Source organism: Actinotignum sp. usb-actsch-213, assembly GCF_059085665.1.
Genome location: NZ_JBHNSQ010000065.1, coordinates 55034 through 73291 on the forward strand (window position 1 = coordinate 55034; position 18258 = coordinate 73291).

Annotated in this window: 16 protein-coding genes; 4 read left to right on the top strand and 12 right to left on the bottom strand. The window is 64.1% G+C overall.

Features of this window, described 5'->3' with window-relative positions:
• Positions 1 to 130 precede the first annotated feature (130 nt).
• Positions 131 to 3112 (top strand): LamG-like jellyroll fold domain-containing protein, encoded by a 2982-nt coding sequence (locus tag AC5RK6_RS06860; RefSeq protein ID WP_159455008.1) that lies wholly within the window; start codon positions 131 to 133, stop codon positions 3110 to 3112.
• A gap of 513 nt (positions 3113 to 3625) precedes the next feature.
• On the opposite strand, the gene AC5RK6_RS06865 is transcribed toward AC5RK6_RS06860, so the two are convergent.
• The 4 genes from AC5RK6_RS06865 to AC5RK6_RS06880 form a co-directional block, all read right to left on the bottom strand.
• Complete coding sequence (locus tag AC5RK6_RS06865) at positions 3626 to 4330, bottom strand: hypothetical protein (protein ID WP_143231862.1); 705 nt, start codon at positions 4328 to 4330, stop codon at positions 3626 to 3628.
• A gap of 10 nt (positions 4331 to 4340) precedes the next feature.
• On the bottom strand, positions 4341 to 4475 hold the full coding sequence (locus AC5RK6_RS06870) for a hypothetical protein (RefSeq protein ID WP_257960031.1): 135 nt from the start codon (positions 4473 to 4475) through the stop codon (positions 4341 to 4343).
• A gap of 463 nt (positions 4476 to 4938) precedes the next feature.
• Positions 4939 to 5235 (bottom strand): co-chaperone GroES, encoded by a 297-nt coding sequence (gene groES / locus AC5RK6_RS06875; RefSeq protein ID WP_016443059.1) that lies wholly within the window; start codon positions 5233 to 5235, stop codon positions 4939 to 4941.
• 264 nt (positions 5236 to 5499) lie between these two features.
• A complete protein-coding gene (locus AC5RK6_RS06880) occupies positions 5500 to 6330 on the bottom strand; it encodes an aldo/keto reductase (protein ID WP_087070555.1) in 831 nt (276 codons plus the stop codon).
• 92 nt (positions 6331 to 6422) lie between these two features.
• On the opposite strand from AC5RK6_RS06880, the gene AC5RK6_RS06885 reads away from it, so the two are divergent.
• Entirely contained in the window at positions 6423 to 7664 is a 1242-nt protein-coding gene (locus tag AC5RK6_RS06885; protein ID WP_087070554.1) for a class I SAM-dependent methyltransferase, read from the top strand.
• Positions 7665 to 7667: 3 nt separating this feature from the next.
• Here AC5RK6_RS06885 and tsaD read toward each other — a convergent pair whose 3' ends face one another.
• The 3 genes from tsaD to AC5RK6_RS06900 are packed head-to-tail and all read right to left on the bottom strand — an operon-like array spanning position 7668 to position 10954.
• On the bottom strand, positions 7668 to 8708 hold the full coding sequence (gene tsaD / locus AC5RK6_RS06890; protein WP_087071178.1) for a tRNA (adenosine(37)-N6)-threonylcarbamoyltransferase complex transferase subunit TsaD: 1041 nt from the start codon (positions 8706 to 8708) through the stop codon (positions 7668 to 7670).
• An 18-nt stretch (positions 8709 to 8726) separates the two neighbouring features.
• Positions 8727 to 9953, bottom strand: coding sequence for an AMP-binding protein (locus AC5RK6_RS06895; protein ID WP_087070553.1), 1227 nt, complete (start codon positions 9951 to 9953; stop codon positions 8727 to 8729).
• Positions 9954 to 9976: 23 nt separating this feature from the next.
• Entirely contained in the window at positions 9977 to 10954 is a 978-nt protein-coding gene (locus AC5RK6_RS06900) for a 1,4-dihydroxy-2-naphthoyl-CoA synthase (RefSeq protein ID WP_087070552.1), read from the bottom strand.
• Between the two features lie 118 nt (positions 10955 to 11072).
• Between AC5RK6_RS06900 and AC5RK6_RS06905 the strand changes: the two genes are divergently transcribed.
• Both AC5RK6_RS06905 and menD read left to right on the top strand, forming a co-directional pair.
• A complete protein-coding gene (locus AC5RK6_RS06905) occupies positions 11073 to 12062 on the top strand; it encodes an o-succinylbenzoate synthase (protein ID WP_101595421.1) in 990 nt (329 codons plus the stop codon).
• Complete coding sequence (menD, locus tag AC5RK6_RS06910) at positions 12059 to 13846, top strand: 2-succinyl-5-enolpyruvyl-6-hydroxy-3-cyclohexene-1-carboxylic-acid synthase (RefSeq protein WP_244899289.1); 1788 nt, start codon at positions 12059 to 12061, stop codon at positions 13844 to 13846. The genes AC5RK6_RS06905 and menD overlap by 4 nt, the downstream gene beginning before the upstream one ends.
• A gap of 59 nt (positions 13847 to 13905) precedes the next feature.
• Here the strand turns inward: menD and AC5RK6_RS06915 are convergent, their stop codons facing one another.
• From AC5RK6_RS06915 to alr, 5 genes are all read right to left on the bottom strand, one after another.
• Positions 13906 to 15264 (bottom strand): isochorismate synthase, encoded by a 1359-nt coding sequence (locus tag AC5RK6_RS06915; protein ID WP_087070550.1) that lies wholly within the window; start codon positions 15262 to 15264, stop codon positions 13906 to 13908.
• Between the two features lie 68 nt (positions 15265 to 15332).
• On the bottom strand, positions 15333 to 15950 hold the full coding sequence (locus AC5RK6_RS06920; RefSeq protein ID WP_087070549.1) for a GNAT family N-acetyltransferase: 618 nt from the start codon (positions 15948 to 15950) through the stop codon (positions 15333 to 15335).
• Positions 15951 to 15969: 19 nt separating this feature from the next.
• Positions 15970 to 16686 (bottom strand): tRNA (adenosine(37)-N6)-threonylcarbamoyltransferase complex dimerization subunit type 1 TsaB, encoded by a 717-nt coding sequence (tsaB, locus tag AC5RK6_RS06925; RefSeq protein WP_087070548.1) that lies wholly within the window; start codon positions 16684 to 16686, stop codon positions 15970 to 15972.
• Entirely contained in the window at positions 16683 to 17210 is a 528-nt protein-coding gene (gene tsaE / locus AC5RK6_RS06930; protein WP_257960033.1) for a tRNA (adenosine(37)-N6)-threonylcarbamoyltransferase complex ATPase subunit type 1 TsaE, read from the bottom strand. The genes tsaB and tsaE overlap by 4 nt, the downstream gene beginning before the upstream one ends.
• A gap of 50 nt (positions 17211 to 17260) precedes the next feature.
• The coding region (alr, locus tag AC5RK6_RS06935) for an alanine racemase (RefSeq protein WP_493925720.1) at positions 17261 to 18258 on the bottom strand (998 nt) is incomplete at its 5' end.

Below are 18258 nucleotides of genomic sequence, written 5' to 3' on the forward strand. Positions count from 1 at the left end.
CTCCTAGTATGTTCAGAACAAGAACCGGTGATCTTGTACACGAGCACGGCAACCCCTGGCCTGGGTTGCAGCGGAAGCAATGTCGCGGAAGCTCCGTGCTCAGAACTGTCAAATTCATCGAAAGCGAATAGTGGTGAAACGTTTATACCAATTTATATCTGTTGCCGGTGCGTTACTCCTTACCTTGCCGGGCGGCGGTACCCTCATCGCCCACGCATCACAGGCAGCTACCCCCATTCATAAGTACACCTTCGATACGGATCTCGCGGATTCCGCGGGGCAGCGCAATCCAGATCAGGCACAGGCGCCGCTGGTGGATGGCGTATCCGGCACTGCCTTGCGGGTGGAGAATGGCCACGGCCTCAGCTTTTCCCAGCCGATATCGATTTCTGAAAATGACCCGTGGTCGGTGAGCTATTGGGTGCGCTCGGATGCAGCACCCCGGGAGCGCACCTCGGTGCTCATGGATAACAAGAAGGATTTTTCTTTCGATCTAAAATTGGCTGCGAACCGCCAGGCTGGATTCCATGTAGGTAAGGGCCGCGGCGATGTGCTGACCTTCAAATACGATTTTTCCGGTGGTACCTGGTATCACCTTGCGTGGACGCAATCGAAAACCGCTGGGATGACGATGTACGTCAATGGCCAGGCTGTTGATAAGAATTCCTGGACGAAGAACCATCGCGTGCTCATCCCCGCGGATGTTATTGGTGGAACTGGTTTCACCGGTGCCATTGACGAACTGGCCGTCTACAACTCCGCGCTGAGCGCTGCTGAGGTGAAAGCTCTCTACGATAAGGAACGGCCGCAGGATTCCGCGCAAGGCAATCCGGACCAGGGAAAGCCGACTCCCGGCCAGCCCGGTCAGCCCGGTCAGCCCGGTCAAGATACCCCCGGCAAGGGCGAGCCCGGCAAAAACGAACCCGCCCAGCCCCAGCTCCCCCTACGCAATACGATCCCGGAATACAAGCTCGATGATGCCAATATCAGCACGGTGATGCGCCAGCCGGGTGGAAATCGCCAGTATTTGGGGCAACCCGATCTGGTGCAAACAAAAACCGGGCGGCTGATTTCCGCGTTCCCGGCCGGGCACGGCAAGGGCCCGCTGGTCATGATGATCTCGGATGATCAGGGGAAAACGTGGACGGAAAAGACCGATACCCCGAAGTCGTGGACGGGTTCGCAGGAAACTCCTACCCTGTATTCCCTCATCCGGGAGGATGGCGCGGAGCGTCTCATGCTTATCACCGCTAATCCGGGGTGGGGTGTTGATAATGCCGGCCACCGTTACGGGTGGAATACCTCCTATTCGGATGACAATGGCGAGACGTGGAGCGAGTACACCAATTTCCACCCGGTGCGTCAGCATGATGGGAAGGATAATGCCGCGATTGTTGCCATGGCTTCCCTGGTGCAATTGCGCGACGACGCCGGCCAGCCAATCCAAAAATGGATGGGTGTCTATCACGATTACGATTTCGTCAATTACAAGACCTACCTCACTTTCGAGGACGGCGTGGAGAAGTGGTCTGATCCGGTTCCCTACCTGGCCGAACACCGCGATATCGAAAAGTCCCATCAAATGTGTGAGATCGGGATGTTCCGTTCTCCGGATGGCAAGCAGATTGTTGGTTTGGCGCGCAGCCAGTCCCATGCACATCTGCCCACGATGATCGTGTCCAAGGATGAAGGCAAGACCTGGTCGAAGCCGGTGGAGCTTCCCGGTTCCCTTGCCGGCGAGCGGCATAAGCCGGCCTATGATCCCGTCTCTGGCCGGGTGGTGGTTCCCATGCGGGAAATCCGCTATGACCTCAATGGCAATGGCCGCCACGATGGTGCCAGTGATTGGAAGGCCGGGAACTGGGTGGCCTGGGTCGGCACCTTCGATGATTTGATGCACCAGCGCCCGGGCCAGTATCGCATCCTGCTGGAGCGGGACTGGTCGAATAATCGTTACGGCGGGGATACCGGGTATACGGGTATCACCGCACTGCCCGATGGCACGTTCATCATGCACTCGTATGGCCACTGGGATAAGGACTTCTCGCATTCCTGGAAGGGAACGGCCGGGCGCGGGTACGATGTGCGCACCGATCTTGCGTATATCAAGCAAGCGAAATTTACCTTGGCCGGCCTTGAGCAATCGGCAGGTATTGCGCAGCAAGATCCAAAACCCACTCCTTCAGTAACGACGACGCCCACCGAGAAACCGGCCCCTTCGCCACAGCCCGTTCCCACGGCCACGCCCACTCCCCCGGTGAAGCCGACGCCAACGACCGAGCCGACGCCTACGGCCGAGCCGACGCCAACAGTAAAGCCAGCGCCTACTGAAAAACCGGATCCGACAGTGCAGCCAACTCCTACGGTGGCCCCAGATCCGACACCGGCGCCTACCCCGAGCACAACTAACGTTCCGGCGAAGCCGGGTAACACCGGCAATACGTTCTATCTATCCAACGATTGGGACTCCATAGCAACCCAACCCGCTTTTTCCTACGGGCGAGCCGGTGACGAAGTCCTGGCCGGGGACTGGAATGGTGATGGTCAGCAAACCTTGGCTGTCCGCCGCGGTAACCAGATCTTCATTCAGAACAGCCTCACCGGTGGAGTGGCCGATGAAGTGATTTCCTTCGGGCGCGCTGATGACACCATCGTGGTTGGTGACTGGGATGGCGACGGTAGGGATACCTTCGCGGTACGCCGCGGCAACCAGGTATTCGTCCTCAACTCGATCCGTTCGGGGGATGCCGACCAGGTATTCAGCTTCGGGCGCGACGGTGATGTGTTGCTCTCCGGTGATTTCGACGGGGATGGCAAGTCCAGCTTCGCTCTCCAGCGTGGGAATGTGTTCTTCGTGAATAACACCCTCGCGGGCGGCAAGGCTGAAACGTCCTTCTCCTACGGCAAGGCCGGTGACCAGATCTTCGTTGGTGATTGGGATGGCGATGGTAAGGATACCTTCGCGGTCCGCCGTGGTAACCAGGTGTTTGTGGCGAACTCGCTCAAGAGCGGGAACGCTGATATCACCTTGCATTATGGCCGGGCTGGTGACCAGATGCTGGTTGGTGACTGGGACGGGGATGGTGTTGATACCCCCATCGTCCGCCGCTAACACAGCACTGTTTGCAACCCGCTAACAAGTAACGCCCGCGGGATCCTGGCCCACCGGCCAGTATCCCGCCCCGGGCAAGCGAAAGGGGAGGCCCCGGAATTTCCGGGCCCTCCCCTTCCTTCATTTCAGCCGGGAAACAAAGTGTGCGCGACAGACAGTTTTCCTCTGTCGTTCTGCCTTGCCGCCGCGTGCTTGCTAAATATCCCCGTACCAGATTACTTATTCTTACCCAAATGCTCGATTCCCTTAGTGATCACAGATGCGACTGCATAGATCCCTAAACATAACATGGCCAAGTAAATCATGTCGGAGTGCCCCATCAGGCTCATAACCGCGAAAATAACGCTGAGCAAGGCGACGATGAGCTCCAAACCGACTAACGCATATTCAACTAGCTGAAGCACTGTTCTTTCACTTCCTCAATCCCAAGCAATTCAGTCCTCAATTCTACCTGTGAAGCACAAGCGCCACCGAAGAGCTGGGAGCCCAGCTACGCCGCAATTAACTGCCGAGCTAACCTCGGTCCTCTTGAGAATGTGGATCTGAGTGCGCATCAGGCTGCTCCGCGCCGTCGGGCTCGGCGCGCGGCGCAATAAAGTTCACGCGATGCGGCCGGAATTCGAAGCCGCCCGGCTTGACCGTAATAATCGGACTGGTGTCCTCCGGTAAGCCGAGCCGCTTGTGGCGCTCGGCCGCTCTGCGCCGAGCTATCTCCCGCCGCTCTATGCGGGTTTCTATAATGAGTTCTTGAAGCGCTTTCTTGGCTTTCAGGGTGGCTTCTCTCTCCTCTGCTATGGTCAAGCCGGATTTCCACTGCCGTATCCCGATCACCTCAATGATCGCGACCGCGGTAGCCAGGCCACCACAGATGAGTGCCTGCCGGGAGTTCCACGTCAGTGCCAGCGTGACAAGAAAATAGACCCCTGCGAAGAACGCAATCCGGCTCAGCGGAGGAAGCCATCCTCCCGGGTGGGGATGATGATACCTTTGCTGTTGCCACAGGTGAGGGATGGTCGAAAGGAATTCAACAGCCACGGTGCTCAGCACCACGATGAGCAGCAGTGCGAAAAAATTCACCTGATGAGGGAGGAACAACCGGCTCAGCGCCAGCGCAATCACAATACCTATTGCGGTCAGCGTGCCAACGATGAGGTGACCGCTCCACGACTGGCGGAAAGGCACCGGCGTCCAATCCGGATCCGGAGAAACACGAACCATGGTTGTCCTTTTAGCCGAAGCATTCGGCTACAACACCCTCTAAACCGAGAAGCACCTCAAGGAAACTAGCACCCTCTTCTCCGATTTCAACGAACGCGCGCTTGTCGAAAATAGCTTCCCAAATTCCTGAAATCGATCCGTACATTCGCCCTCGTTCATTCCCTGTATTCCTTTCGTTGCACCACCGTCTTTGGTGGCGAATTGCCCAGCCCGGAAACGCGGGCGGAGATCTCCATTCAGATACGCCTCCAGTTAACCAGTTATTTCTAGTACCACAACACCGTCATTTGTCGGTATTTCACACTGACGTTCGTCGGTAGAAAAGCATCGTTTCAAGACAGTAGGTTATTGGTACCGCCCAGTTTTCAGTCTTCCCCTGGGTATGAGACCTGTTCCCGATGGCGATCACGATCTGTGGAAATGCCTGTAACCAGAGGTGGCGCACCGGGTTGTGGCAGAGCCGCCGAACGCAAGGTTATGCAAAAACGTGGTGGGGCCGGCCCAAACGAGCCAGCCCCACCACGTACTACGCTGCCGCCGAATCGCGGCGCTACTAGCTACCGCAAAAACGGCGCTGCCTAGCGCTATCTAGCGCTGCCTAGGTGATGTTACTTTTCCACCACGGCGAGCACGTCACGCGCGGAGAGGATGATGAATTCATCCCCGCCGTACTTGACTTCGGTGCCACCGTAGCGGGAGTACACCACAACATCCCCCACTTTGACATCCATGGGAACGCGGTTGCCCTTGTCATCAATACGGCCCGGGCCCACCGCCAGAACGGTGCCCTCCTGGGGCTTTTCCGAAGCGGTATCGGGAACGATCAGACCGGAAGCGGTGGTCGTTTCTGCTTCAGCTTGACGGATAACAACGCGATCCTCAAGCGGCTTAATGGAGACCGACATGCGGCTCCTCCTTACTTCTCAACTCGTGCACTACAAACGCGCTCAGAACCGGGACCCGCCGTCGCGGGGGCCGGGCCCGCACTAAGCACAAGCCGTAGCATGAACTACGTCCGCTATTAAAGGTAAGCCGCACTTAGCACTCAGTCAAGGTGAGTGCTAAGGATTTGCGAAAAGCGAAGTTTCTCGCACGGCGCGCGCTCGTCCGCAGGGCTCCGGGCACTCACACCTACCGCGCCACACCCACGCTCGCGCCGTTTCGCGCGCCTAGTTCACCTCATCGGGATGGGAGCTCACCCGCCCGGCTTCCCCGGCATCCAGCCCGGCAATCGCCTGCATTTCCGCGGCGCTGAGCTCGAAATCGAAGAGGTCGATATTCTCCTCCATACGCGCCCGGTGCGTGGTTTTCGGGAAAACAATATGCCCGCTTTGCAGATGCCAGCGCAACGTGACCTGCGCGGCGGTTTTCCCGTGCGCGCGGGCCGCGGCCGCAATCGGCTCCAGTTCATCAAGCCCGTACTTAGACTGCCCCAGCGGCCCCCACGCCTCGATCTTGATATCGCGCGCGGCGCAATACTGGGAAACTTCGCGTTGCTGGAAACGCGGGTGCAGCTCAACTTGGTTCACGGCCGGTACGACGCCGCCATCAGCCACGATGCGATTGAGATGCGCAGGTTGGAAATTGGATACACCCACCGAACGGACCAACCCGGCCTCCCGGAAGCTCACCAGGTCCTTCCACGCCTCCCCGTACAGCCCCTGCTGCGGTGCCGGCCAGTGAATGAGATACAGATCCACGTAATCAAGCCCCAGTTTCTCCAGGGATTGCGCCAGCGCGGCCGGGGCATCGGCCTGCCGGTCATTCCACAGTTTCGTGGTGATAAAAAGTTCCTCGCGCGGGATACCGGAGGCCGCAATCGCGCGCCCCACCTCGGCTTCGTTGCCGTAAATGGCTGCGGTGTCAATATGCCGATAGCCGGTGGCCAGCGCCTCGCTCACCACGCGCTCTGCCTCCTGCGGCTCCACCAGGAAAACGCCGAAGCCGAGCTGCGGGATGGTGTGCCCGTCGTTCAATGTCAATGTCGGAATATTAGCCATATCACATAGTGTGCCAGGCGCGGGCAGCTCGCGCCAGGCACTCCCCCAGACGCGTTAGGCCCCGCCCGCCCGGGCACGCTAGGCTTGGAAGCGTGGAACAGCTCGACGTCGCCCACTGGCTCACCTCCCCCGCCGGGCAAGCCCTCCTCGCCACCATGCCGGCCCATAACGTGGCCGATGCTTTCAAACTCTCCACCGAACTGCGCGAACGCGGCCTCACCCCCGAGCAAAGCTCCGCTCTGCTCACCCAGACCCGCCTGCGCGATGCCGCCCGCGCCAAATTCGGCGAGCGCGCCACCCGCATGTTCTTCACCGACGCCGGCCTCCAGCAATCCACCCGCGCCAGCGTGGCCCGCCAGCACGCCTCGGTCTTCCAACGTGCCGGCGTGCGCGAAGTGCTCGATTTCGGCTGCGGGATCGGGGCGGATTCCCAGGCCTTCACCGACGCCGGCCTGACCGCCCTGGGAGTGGAGCGTGACCCGGTTACCGCTCATTTCGCGCAGGCTAATGCCGGTTGCGCCGTCGTACCAACAGACGGATACGCCCTGCTCGGTAGCTATGAGAGCCGCGAGGGGCTGTGGCTCGACCCGGCGCGGCGCGATGCGCGGGGCAAGCGGATTTCGCATCCCGAGCACTGGCAGCCGGCGCTCAGCGATGCCATTGCGCTGGCGCGCGAATTCCGGGTGACCGGGATTAAGCTCGGGCCCGGGATTCGCTGGGCGGATTTGCCCGCCGATGCCTTCGTCGATTGGGTGAGCGTGGACGGGGACCTCGTGGAGGCGGTGGCGTGGTTTGGGACGCGCGATCCGGGGCGCGGCGCCACGATCCTCACCGAAAAGCCCCGGCGCGAGGAGGGCGACGACGCCGCCACTTCCGCCACCGGGAACTTGGTCGGCTACTATCGCACCTGGCGCGGGGATCCGAGCCAGTCCGCCGCTTCCCTGCCGGCCCGGCCCCTGGATGCGTACCTGTACGAACCGGATCCGGCGCTTATGCGCGCGGGCGGCCTCGACCAGGTGTGTAGCGATTTTGATTTGGCTCCGATTTCGCCCGGGCTGGCGTATTTAAGCGGCGACGCCGTCGCCTCCCCGCTCCTCGCCCGTTTCAAAATACTGGATGTGCTCCCGCTGCACGCCAAAACCGTGGCTGCCGAGCTGCGCAAACGCGGCGTCGTGCGGGCCGAAATCAAAAAACGCGGAACCGATATTGACCCGGCGCTCTTCCGCAAACAACTCAAGTTGCACAAGAACGCCGGGGACGGCGCCGCCACCGTGATCCTCACCCGGATCCTCGGCGAGCACCGCGCTATCGTCGCCGAACGCGAAGGGTGGTAGGCGCTAGAACGCTACCAGATCGAGGGGCATATTCGTGTCCACCGTTATATCGAGGGGCGACGGCGCCCGCCCGCTGACCGCCACGCTGTACCCGAGGGCAGCAATCATGGCGCCATTATCGGTGCAGTAGCGCAGCGCTGGGATGCGCACGTTGATCCCGCGTTCGGCTCCGCGCTGGGCGGCCAGTTCCCGCAGCCGGGAATTCGCGGAGAATCCCCCGCCCACCACCAGGGTGTCACAGCCCTTATCTTCGCAGGCCCGCAGGGCTTTATCCGTGAGGGTATCGGTAATAGCTTCGGTGAATCCGGCGGCAATATCGGGAACATTGACTTCTTCGCCGCGTTCTTCCAGGCCCTCAATATAGCGGGCCACAGCGGTTTTCAGGCCGGAGAAGGAGAAATCGTAGCGGTGGCGTGCCTTATTTTTCCCGCCTTCCAGGCCGCGCGGGAAGCGAATGGCATCCCGGTTGCCGGTCCTGGAGAGGCGGTCAATATGCGGGCCGCCCGGGTAGGGCAGGCCGAGGAGGCGCCCCACTTTATCGAAGGCTTCACCGGCGGCATCATCCAGGGTGCCGCCCAGCTCCGTCACATCCCCGGCAATATCGCGCACGTGCAGAATCGAGGAATGACCCCCGGAAACCACCAGTCCGATAAAGCTCTCCGGGAAGGGCCCGCTGGCCAGCTGATCCACCGCCAGGTGCCCAATAATATGATTAACGCCGTAGAGCGGAATACCCAGCGCCAAGGCCAGGGATTTCGCCGCGGAAACCCCAACGGTCAGCGAACCGATGAGCCCCGGGCCTGCGGTTACCGCAATCGCATCCAAATCGCCCAGCCCCACGCCGGCCTTCTCCAGGGCCGCGTTCAGGGTGGGGACCATTTGCTGGAGGTGAGCACGCGAGGCAATCTCCGGGATAATGCCGCCGTAGCGGGCGTATTCATCCATAGACGTGGCGGTTACATCCGCCAGCAGCTCGCCGTCGCGTACGATCCCGATCCCCGTTTCATCACACGAGGTTTCGATTCCCAAAACTGTTGTACTCACGCCCGGCAATCTTACTCCTCACTTTTCCCATGTGGGAGTGCGCAGCATCTCCAGCGCGCGCAGGCGATCCACTTTCCCGGAGGCCAGCATGGGGATAGCTGCTTGCACCACCCGGCGCGGCGCGGCGGCCTTCCCCATCCGCACGCGCACGTACTCACGTACCTCCTCCGCGCGCTGCGCGAAAGGGAACTCTGCTTCCAGAATTACTCCCACGATCTGCCCCCAGCGCTCATCCACCACCGGAAGAACTTCCGCGCGCCGCACCCCCGGGAAACTGCACAGCACCTCGCTGACCTGCCGGGCATGCACCTTCACCCCGCCGGAAATGATCACGTCATCCAGGCGCCCCGCGACCTGCACTCTCCCCTCAATAACGCTCCCGGCATCATTCGTCACGTGCCAGCGCCGGCCGCCACTCGTTATAAAAGCCGCAGATTCTGGTTCGTTCAAATACCCTGCGGCCAGCATCGGCCCGGATAATTGCAGCCGCCCGGAGGGCGCGGCCACCTGCACCCCGGGCAGCGGGATACCGTTATAAACGCAGCCGCCCGCGGTTTCCGTCATGCCGTAGGTGGTCACCACCGGGAGCCCCAATGCTCGGGCACGGGTGATGAGCGACGGCGCAGCCGCCGCCCCGCCCACCAATATGGCACGCAAGTTCCTCAAGGCCGTGGTGCCCGCCTGGCCGGATTCCACAATATCGGAGAGCTGGGTGGGAACCACGGATAGGAAGCCGCCCTCCGGCATATCCACCATATCCACGCCGCCATGATCGCGTAGCGATAGCCCGGGTGGGAGCTCCACCGGATAGCTACCGGCCACGCAGGAGCGTGCCACTACCTGGAACCCGGCCACGTGATGCGCGGGGAGGGCCAGCACCCAGCGGCCCCGGCCCCCGAAGAATTCCGCGGTGGCAGCTTCCGAAGCGAGGAAAGCCCGGGCGGAAAGCCCGACCAGGTGCCCCTTCCCCGTGGTGGAACCGGAGGTTTGCAAAATAAAATCAATATCCGGCCGCCAGCGGATCCGCCCCGCCACCGCCGCCGCATCGGCCGCTGCATCCGCGGCCGTAGTCGCATCAACCGCCGAATCCGCCGCTGCATCGGCCGCCGAAGAAGCCAGCGGCATGAGCGGGCGGTGGCTACCGGGTGCTTCCAGCCGCGCCGCTATCGCATCGTATAGCGCGCGTATACCGCTCCGGGAAGGAACAATGAACTCAATATCCTCCGGGCTCAGAACACTGGACATGCGCGAACCTCAACCCGCCTGTTTTAGAAGTAGCGCGGGTAGGGATCCCAATTGGGGCTGCGATGCTCGAGGAAGGCATCCCGGCCTTCCTGGGCTTCCGGCGTCATATAGGCCAAACGGGTGGCTTCACCAGCGAATACCTGCTGGCCGGCGATACCGTCGTCGACCATATTAAAAGCAAATTTGAGCATACGGATGCTTTGCGGTGATTTCGTGGCAATAATACGCGCGTACTCGAGAGCGGTTTCTTCCACCTGCGCGTGCGCCACCGCTTCGTTAATAACACCCCAGGCCGCGGCCTGGTCCGCGCTGTATTCGCGGGCGAGGAAGAAAATCTCGCGAGCGCGCTTGTCACCGGCCTGGCGGGCCAGCAGGGCGCTGCCGTATCCGGCGTCGAAGGAACCCACATTGGCGTCGATCTGCTTGAAGCGGGCGTGTTCGCGGGAGGCGACCGCCAGATCGCAGACCACCATGAGGGAGTGCCCGCCGCCGGTCACCCACCCGGTGAGCGCCGCGATCACCGGTTTCGGGGTGGTGCGGATAAGGCGCTGGAGTTCGAGCACGTGCATGCGGCTGGCTTGGGCGTGGTCGATTTGGGCGCGGCGCTGAGCCACCCCGGCGCTAGAATCCGCGCCGGCCGTTTCGTACTGGTAGCCGTCTGCCCCGCGCACCCGCTGGTCGCCGCCCGAGCAGAAAGCGTAGCCGCCATCGCGCGGGGAGGGACCGTTCCCGGTGAGGATAATGGCGGCCACATCGGAACTCATGCGCGCGTGGTCGAATGCCCGATAGAGTTCGTCCACGGTGAGCGGGCGGAAAGCGTTACGCACATCGGGGCGGTCAAAGGCGATGCGCACCACCGGGAGGTCCTCGCCCGCGGGTCGGCCATCCACCTCCCCGCGGGAAATACCACGATGGTAGGTAATATCTTCAAACTCGAAACCGGGGACCGTGCGCCAGCGCGCGGGATCGAATGTATCTGAAACCGAAGGAAGCATACTCATGGGGGACAGTTTAGCCGGCAGGCGCTAGTATGGGGTCTGTTTCACACTCTCGGCGGCGCGGAGCCACGGCCTAGCGGCCCGGGCCCGCGTGCCGTACCGCGTACTTGTCAACGAGGCCATGCTTACTGAATTAGTCAATCCTTTCCCCGAACTGTCCCGGGTGCTCGCCTATTCGATTCCGCTCAAGCGCCGCTTCCGGGGGATTACCGTGCGGGAGGGACTGCTCCTGGAGGGCCCGGCCGGTTGGGGTGAGGCAGCTCCGTTTTGGGATTATGACCCGCGGGAATCAGCCCCGTGGCTGCGCGCCGGAATCGAGGCGGCCACCCGGCCCTTTCCGCGTCCGCTGCGCAGCCATATCCCCGTGAATGTGACGATCCCGGTCACCACGCCTGCGGATGCAGCCCGGCTGGTTCGCGACGCGGCCGGCTGCACCACCGCGAAAGTGAAAGTTGCCGATCCGCGCTCGACCCTACGCGAGGATTGCGAGCGGGTGGCCGCGGTGGCGGCGGCGCTCGGGCCGGCCGGGAGGGTACGCGTGGATGCGAACGCGGCCTGGGATACCGATACCGCTATCCGGGCCATCACCGAGCTTGACGCGGCGGCCCGCGCGGGCGGGCTGGCCGGGCTGGAATACGTGGAGCAGCCCTGCAAAAAGATCGCGGAGCTGGCCCGGGTGCGCTCCCGGGTTGCCCCCAAAATTGCCGCGGATGAATCGATTCGCCGCGCCAGCGACCCGCTGGCGGTGGCTCGCGCGGGAGCTGCCGATATTGCGGTTATTAAAGTGGCGCCCCTGGGAGGAATCCCGCGCGCGCTCGATGTTGCCCGCGAGTGCGGATTGGACGTGGTGCTTTCTTCCGCCCTGGAGACCTCGGTGGGGATCGCGGCCGGGCTGGCCGCGGCAGCCGCGGTGGATCGCCTCCCCTACGCCTGCGGTTTGGCAACCGTTCAGCTCCTGAGCGCCGATATTGCGAGCGAAGCGAAGCTGCCCCGCGCGGGCATGATTGAATGCGGGAGGGCCGCCGTGGATACCTCGCAGCTCAGTGCGGCACCGGATTTGGTGGCGCGCTGGCAGCGGCGCCTGAGCGAGATGATGGAGTGGTACTCATGAGCATGATGAACGACGACGCAACCCGCGCCGCGGCCCCGCGCACGCTACCGTCAGCCGCCACCGCACCGGCCGCACCGGACCGGGCCGCGCCCGCGGACCCGACCGCCACGCACGCCCGCGATATTATCGGGGCGCTGATCGGTTGCGGGGTGCGCCATATGGTCATCTGCCCCGGTTCGCGCAATGCGCCCCTCACCTACGCGGCAGCTGCAGCGGCGCGCGCCGGCCTGATCACCACCCACGTGCGAGTCGATGAGCGCAGCGCTGGCTTCTTCGCCCTCGGGCTGGCCCGCGGTGAGGTGCTCGCCGCAGAGCCCCTCCCGGTTGCTGTGATCACCACGTCCGGCACCGCCGTCGCCAATCTTCACCCGGCCCTCGCGGAAGCCGATGCCACCGGAATCCCCCTCCTCGCCGTGACCGCGGACCGCCCCGCCTACCTGCGCGGCACCGGAGCGAATCAAACCACCCAGCAGGCCGGAATGTTCGCCACCGTGGTGCGCGCCCAGCTGGATATTCCGGCCTTCGGGGAGGACGGCGCGGTGGTCGCGAACCAGGTGTGGCGCGCGGTCGCCCGGGCGCTCGGCGAGGGCGGGCGCCCCGGCCCCGCACATCTCAATATTTGTTTGGATGGCAATCTTGCCGCGCTTCCCGCTCCCCCGCGGGTATGGCCCGCGCCCCGCCGGATCGCCGCGCCGGCCCCTATGGGTACGGCGGGCACGCCCTGGCCGGAAGTGCTGGACCGGGAGCTCGGCACCGTTATTGTGGCCGGGGATGCTACCGGCAGCGGGGCGGGAATCGTGGCGCTCGCGGGGGCGCTGGGCTGGCCGCTGCTGGCTGAGCCGAGTAGCCCGGCGGCTTACGGGCCCGCGCTCAGCCACTATGTTTATTACCTCACGCACATGCAGGGTATTGAGCAGGTGCTCCTGTGCGGGCATCCCACCCTCTCGCGCCCCGTCACCCAGCTCCTCAAACGCGCCGATATTAATATTGTGGCGGTGGCTGATCGCAGCGGTTACTATTTCGATCCTTTCGGAACGGTTCGCGCCGTGCTACCGGCACTGCCGCCCGCACCTGAAACTACGGGTACGATTCCACCGTTGTGGCGCGCAGCGGAGGAACGGAGCGCCACGATGATAAGCCGACGGCGCAGCCTAGCCGCCCGCACCCCCGGCGCACCTTTCGATCCCCTGCATATTGCCTGCACTATCTGGGATAGTCACAGCGAGCATCCCGAGAGTGCCCCGCTGCTCTTCGTGGGGGCTTCGGCTTCTATCCGGATCCTCGACCGCGCGGCACGCACCCCGGCCCGCCCGCTCCGCGTTCTCAGTAACCGCGGACTGGCGGGGATTGACGGCACCATCAGTTGCGCGCGCGGTCTGGCCACCGCCACCGGGGAACCGGTGCGGGTGCTGCTGGGCGATCTCACCTTCCTCCACGATATGGGCGGCTTGCTCCGCGGGAGCCACGAGCCGGAGGTGGATCTGCAAGTCATTGTCCTCAACGATGCGGGCGGTTCAATTTTCGCTGGCCTGGAGCACGGCGAGCCGCAGCACGCGCAGGATTTCGGGCGTTATTTTGCGACGCCGCAGCGCTGTGACATCGAGTACCTTGCCTACGGTATGGGAGCTGATTATCTGGAGGTGCGCAGCCTTGACCAGCTCGATGATCTCCTGGCGCGCCCGATCCGCGGGGTGTCGGTGGTTGAGGTGCGTACCGATATTCCGGATCTGCGCGCTCGCGATGCGCAGGTGCAAGCGGAAATTAGTGCTGCCCTAGGTGCATAACTCACGCGATGCACGCGCGAAGCACCGCATGAGCTAAGTGCGCCGGCGTGGTGCGGGGCTTAGCGGCTTTCCGCCACCGCGCTCAGCATAGGGAGCATTTTCGCTTCGGTTTCCGCGAATTCTGCCTCCGGGATAGATTGCGGCATAATCCCGCCTCCCGCGTACAGAGTGATGAAGTTTCCGGTGATGTGGCCCCCGCGCAGCGCGATCCCGAATTCGCCGTTGCCGGCCGCGTCCACCCAGCCGACCGGACCGGCATACCGCCCGCGGTCCATATGTTCCACATCGGTGAGAATATCGCGGGCCAGAGCGGTGGGCTGGCCGCACACCGCCGCGGTGGGATGCAAAGCGTAGGCCAGGCCCAGTGCGGAATGCTCGCTGCGCCCACGCACATCGGTCGCTAAATGGCACACGTTCGGGAGCCGGAGCAGCTCCGGTTGCTCGGGAATATCCAGCGAGCTCGCCACGGGAGTAAGCGCGCTGCGCACCGATTCCACCGCGATCTCATGTTCGCGGCGGTCTTTTTCCGAGGCGAGGAGCACCTCCCCCTCATCCGCTGTGGCTGTTCCCGCGAGCACCCGGCAGGAAAACTCCCCCGCCCGGGTGCCAACCAAAAGTTCGGGGGTGGCGCCCACCAGGCCGCGCACCGCGTATATCCAGCAGCTCGGATAGGAACGCGCCAGGTGAGCGCACAGCAGGCGCGGATCGAAATCCCGTTGCGCCCGCAGTTTTTTATCCCGGGCCAGCACAACTTTGTCCGCTTGGCCCGCGCGGAGCATATCGCGCACCGTGGCCACCGCCGTGCACCATTCACTTTCGCTCAGGCTCCCGCCTTCCGAGTGCGTGGCCCCGCAGCCGGGAATGCTCGCTAATGCGGCGCGGCCCGCCGCGCACACCGCCGCCCCGTCCAGGGAGTCCAGGCGCCGAGCCAGCTCCCCGCAATCCACCCCGATCACCCAACTGGCTTCCTTGGTGATCACCAGGAGAGTTTCCGGGATCAGGAGCATTCCGCCCCGGAGAAACCCGAAAGATCCGAAGGCGAGCGGGAGGGCGCAGGGCAGCTCTGCGTCGTCGTACTTCTGCGTATTCTTGTGCCCGGTTCGCGCGGTTCGCGCGTTGTGCCCGTTTCGCTCGGTTTGCCCGGTTTGCCCACTGCGCCGTGCCGCGGCGCTCAGCTGCGCCCAGCGCGCGGCCGCGCGTTCGAGAGTATCCGGGGCCTCGCTTTCTACCGCTACGTATTCGCCCCAGCCGAGGAGCGCCAGGTGCGGGCCGACCCACGCGCTGATATTCGGGGAGGGGGCGAAGCCGAAAAGTTCCGGGCAGATCGGGAGGGGCTGGCGCAGCCGGTGGACCTCAAAGTTTGCATAATCCACAGCATCCGCGCTACCCGTCATATTCGCGCCGCTGCATTCCGCCATCCCCGTTTCCTTTCCGCTTTCACTACGCTGTGCCGGCGGATTCTCCCGCGAGCCCGCAAAGGGATAGTTTAGGCCGAAGCGGCGGCTAATGAACAGCGCATAATCGTGGCGTCGCGCCCGTGATAGTAGCCAGGGCGCCGCCCCACCGCGGTAAAGCCGCGCGAGGCGTAGAGTCCGGTGGCAATCGGGTCGTCCGAGCGGACCTCCAGGAACATGGTTTCCCCGCCCGCGTCGCGCGCCAGGGTCATGAGGTCGTCAAGAAGCGCACCGCCCAGGCCCTGCCCGCGCACCGCCTGCGCCACCGCGAGAGTGAGGATTTCGGCTTCCACTCCCAGGCTCACCCCGCCGGCCGCCAGGATGGGCGGGTGAAGATCGTCAAGCGCATTAATGGAAGGAGCGTTTGGTGTGGCGGCACCGGGCACGGCCGCAGTGGCGCCGTGCTCTACCGAATTTGCGGCAGTGCCCGGGAACACCGCAGCTTCGCCCCGCTCCATCACTTCCCGCGGAGGTTCCACCGTGTAGAGCAGGTAGGCTTCGCTACTGGCCCGCAGCGCCTGCTCCCAGGCCCCGCGCGGCCAGGCTTCCCGCGCGCCAAATTGGGCGGCGTCGAAACGGGCCAGGTCACGCGCCCAGGACGGATCAGCTACCACGCGCCGCATCGGCACATCGCGCCAGTGCCGCGGCATCTCACTCCCCACCACGCGCCTAGCTGCCGAGGTAACCGCTGCCCGCCGGCTGGGCCACGCCCTGCGCGATATCGGGGCGGCGCAAATATTGCGGCTCGGTATCGAGCGCCTCGCCCGCCGCCAACTTCGCGCCCGCGCGCGCCACCATGAGCTCCGGTTCGCATTCCACCACGCGCGCCCCGCTCAGTTCCGGATACATATCCCCATGGGATACGACGACGCTGGTATGTTCGCCGCGCAGCGCAGGTACCTCGGCCGGGCGGATAATGCGGGGGCCATCCGTGACGGTGAGTTCGCCGCGCGCCGCGCTCTGGGCAGCCGGTGCTACTTCTGCGCTCAGCACATACAGTTCCTTACGCCGGGCATCGATAACCGCGAGCGCGCGGGTAGCTCCCTCGCGCAGCGTGCCCAGGGCCCGCACTTCCAGGGAGGAAACGCCGTAGAGGGGCACATCCCAGGCGAAAGCGAGGGTGCGGGCGGTCACCAAGCCGGCACGCAGCCCGGTAAAGGCCCCGGGCCCGGTTCCCGCCACGATGGCATCGGCGCGTTCCACCCCGGCTGCTTCCAGGACTGCCTTGACCATCGGGGTGAGAGTTTCAGCGTGGTGGCGCGAATCCGGGGACACCTCGCGGGCCAGAGTGGCGATCTGCCCGGCGGCGCCGTCGTTCCCAAAATGTTCCACGCGGACCAGGCCCACCACGGATAGGTCGCTGGTATCAATGGTCAAAATATTCATGAAGCATTCTCCTGGTGGTACGAGGCGAGCAGGTCGGCGGCGAGCTGGCGCGAACGCGGGCCGGAAGCGCGCAGGCTGAGGGTGCGGGGCGAATCGACGTACAGGTCGAGCACATCGCTGCCGGCCGCGGCGCCGACGGGCCGTTCAATATCAATATCGAGGCGGTCATTGGTGAGGACCTCGGTTTTGCCTTCGCCCCATTCCACCACGGTGGCGGATTCTTCCAGGGAGGAATCCAGGTCCAGGGCGTCCAGTTCTTCCAGGGAGGTGAGGCGGTAGGCGTCCACGTGGACGAGGTCGGGGCCGCCGGCCCGCGAGCGGTGCACATTGGCGATCACGAACGTCGGGGAGGTGACGCGCCCGCCCACGTTCATGCCTTCCGCGATTCCGCGGGTCATTGTGGTTTTTCCGGCGCCCAGCGGCCCGTTGAGCATGATGAGGTCGCCGCCGCGCAGGAGCTTTCCGAGGGCGCAGCCAACGGCGTGCATCGCCTCGGCGTCCTCAATAAGGATCTTCTCAGTCACCGTGCTATTCTACGTCGCTTCGCGGGCGCGGGCGTAGGGCGTGCGGGTGCCTACTTCACGTACAAGCGCGGGACCCGGGCGGCCACGCGGGTAATAATCTCATAAGAAATCGTGCCGCTGGCCAGTGCCCATTGCGCGGCGCTCACTTCCCCGCGGGCCGGGTCGCCGAAGAGCACCACGGGGGTGCCGGCCGGCAGCGGCCCATCCAGGCGCACCACAAACTGATCCATGCACACCCGCCCGGTGATGGGCGCGCGCTGAGCGGCCGGCCCCTCCCCGACCGTCACATAGCCCTTATTGGACAGCGCCCGCGGAACCCCATCGGCATATCCGAGCGGTACGACGCCGAGCACGGCCCCGTCCTCAACAACGGCCGTGTGCCCGTAAGAAACGCCGGCGCGGTGGGAAAGCTGGCGGGTGGTGAGAAGCTCGGATTCCAGGCGCATGGCGGGGCGCAGGCCCAGGTCGGAGGCGAGGGTGCGGCGCGGTTCGGGGCTGAGCCCGTAGAGGATAATGCCGGGGCGCACCATATCGTAGCGGGCTCCCGGGTGCCAGAGCACCCCGCTGGAGGCGGAAAGGTGGGCCAGGCGCGGGGTGAGGCTGGCGCGGGTGGCGAGGCGGCGGGCTTCGTCGAAAACGGCGATTTGGCTGGTGGTGGCATCGCTATCCGGGTCATCCGCGCAGGCCAGGTGGCTCCAGATGCCAACGACTTCGAGGCGCCCGGCCTGTTGGTGTGTGGCGAGGAGTTGTGCGGCCGCGGGGATATCTTCCAGGTTGAAGCCCTCGCGGGTCATGCCGCTATCCACGCTCAGGTGAACCCGGGCGGTGTGGCCGGTAGCCTGAGCGGCCCGCGCCACCGCCTCAATCATCCAGGTATCCCCCACCGAGAGTTCAATCCCCGCTTCGAGTGCTGGGGCGAGATCACTATCGGGGGTGTAAATCCAGGAGAACACCGGGGGCAGGGCCGGGTGGCCGGCTAGTGCTTCACCTTCGGTAGGCTGCTCCCCCCATTCCCGGACCAGCGCGAGCGCTTCGGCAACTTGGGCAA

What these genes read in the sequence shown, in the direction of transcription:
- tsaB (WP_087070548.1), bottom strand. Translation starts at nt 16,686, where the DNA reads ATGAATATTTTGACCATTGATACCAGCGACCTATCCGTGGTGGGCCTG.
- AC5RK6_RS06905 (WP_101595421.1), top strand. Translation starts at nt 11,073, where the DNA reads ATGCTTACTGAATTAGTCAATCCTTTCCCCGAACTGTCCCGGGTGCTC.
- AC5RK6_RS06900 (WP_087070552.1), bottom strand. Translation starts at nt 10,954, where the DNA reads ATGAGTATGCTTCCTTCGGTTTCAGATACATTCGATCCCGCGCGCTGG.
- AC5RK6_RS06865 (WP_143231862.1), bottom strand. Translation starts at nt 4,330, where the DNA reads ATGGTTCGTGTTTCTCCGGATCCGGATTGGACGCCGGTGCCTTTCCGC.
- AC5RK6_RS06880 (WP_087070555.1), bottom strand. Translation starts at nt 6,330, where the DNA reads ATGGCTAATATTCCGACATTGACATTGAACGACGGGCACACCATCCCG.
- AC5RK6_RS06895 (WP_087070553.1), bottom strand. Translation starts at nt 9,953, where the DNA reads ATGTCCAGTGTTCTGAGCCCGGAGGATATTGAGTTCATTGTTCCTTCC.
- AC5RK6_RS06870 (WP_257960031.1), bottom strand. Translation starts at nt 4,475, where the DNA reads ATGTACGGATCGATTTCAGGAATTTGGGAAGCTATTTTCGACAAGCGC.
- menD (WP_244899289.1), top strand. Translation starts at nt 12,059, where the DNA reads ATGAGCATGATGAACGACGACGCAACCCGCGCCGCGGCCCCGCGCACG.
- AC5RK6_RS06915 (WP_087070550.1), bottom strand. Translation starts at nt 15,264, where the DNA reads ATGGCGGAATGCAGCGGCGCGAATATGACGGGTAGCGCGGATGCTGTG.
- groES (WP_016443059.1), bottom strand. Translation starts at nt 5,235, where the DNA reads ATGTCGGTCTCCATTAAGCCGCTTGAGGATCGCGTTGTTATCCGTCAA.
- AC5RK6_RS06920 (WP_087070549.1), bottom strand. Translation starts at nt 15,950, where the DNA reads ATGCCGCGGCACTGGCGCGATGTGCCGATGCGGCGCGTGGTAGCTGAT.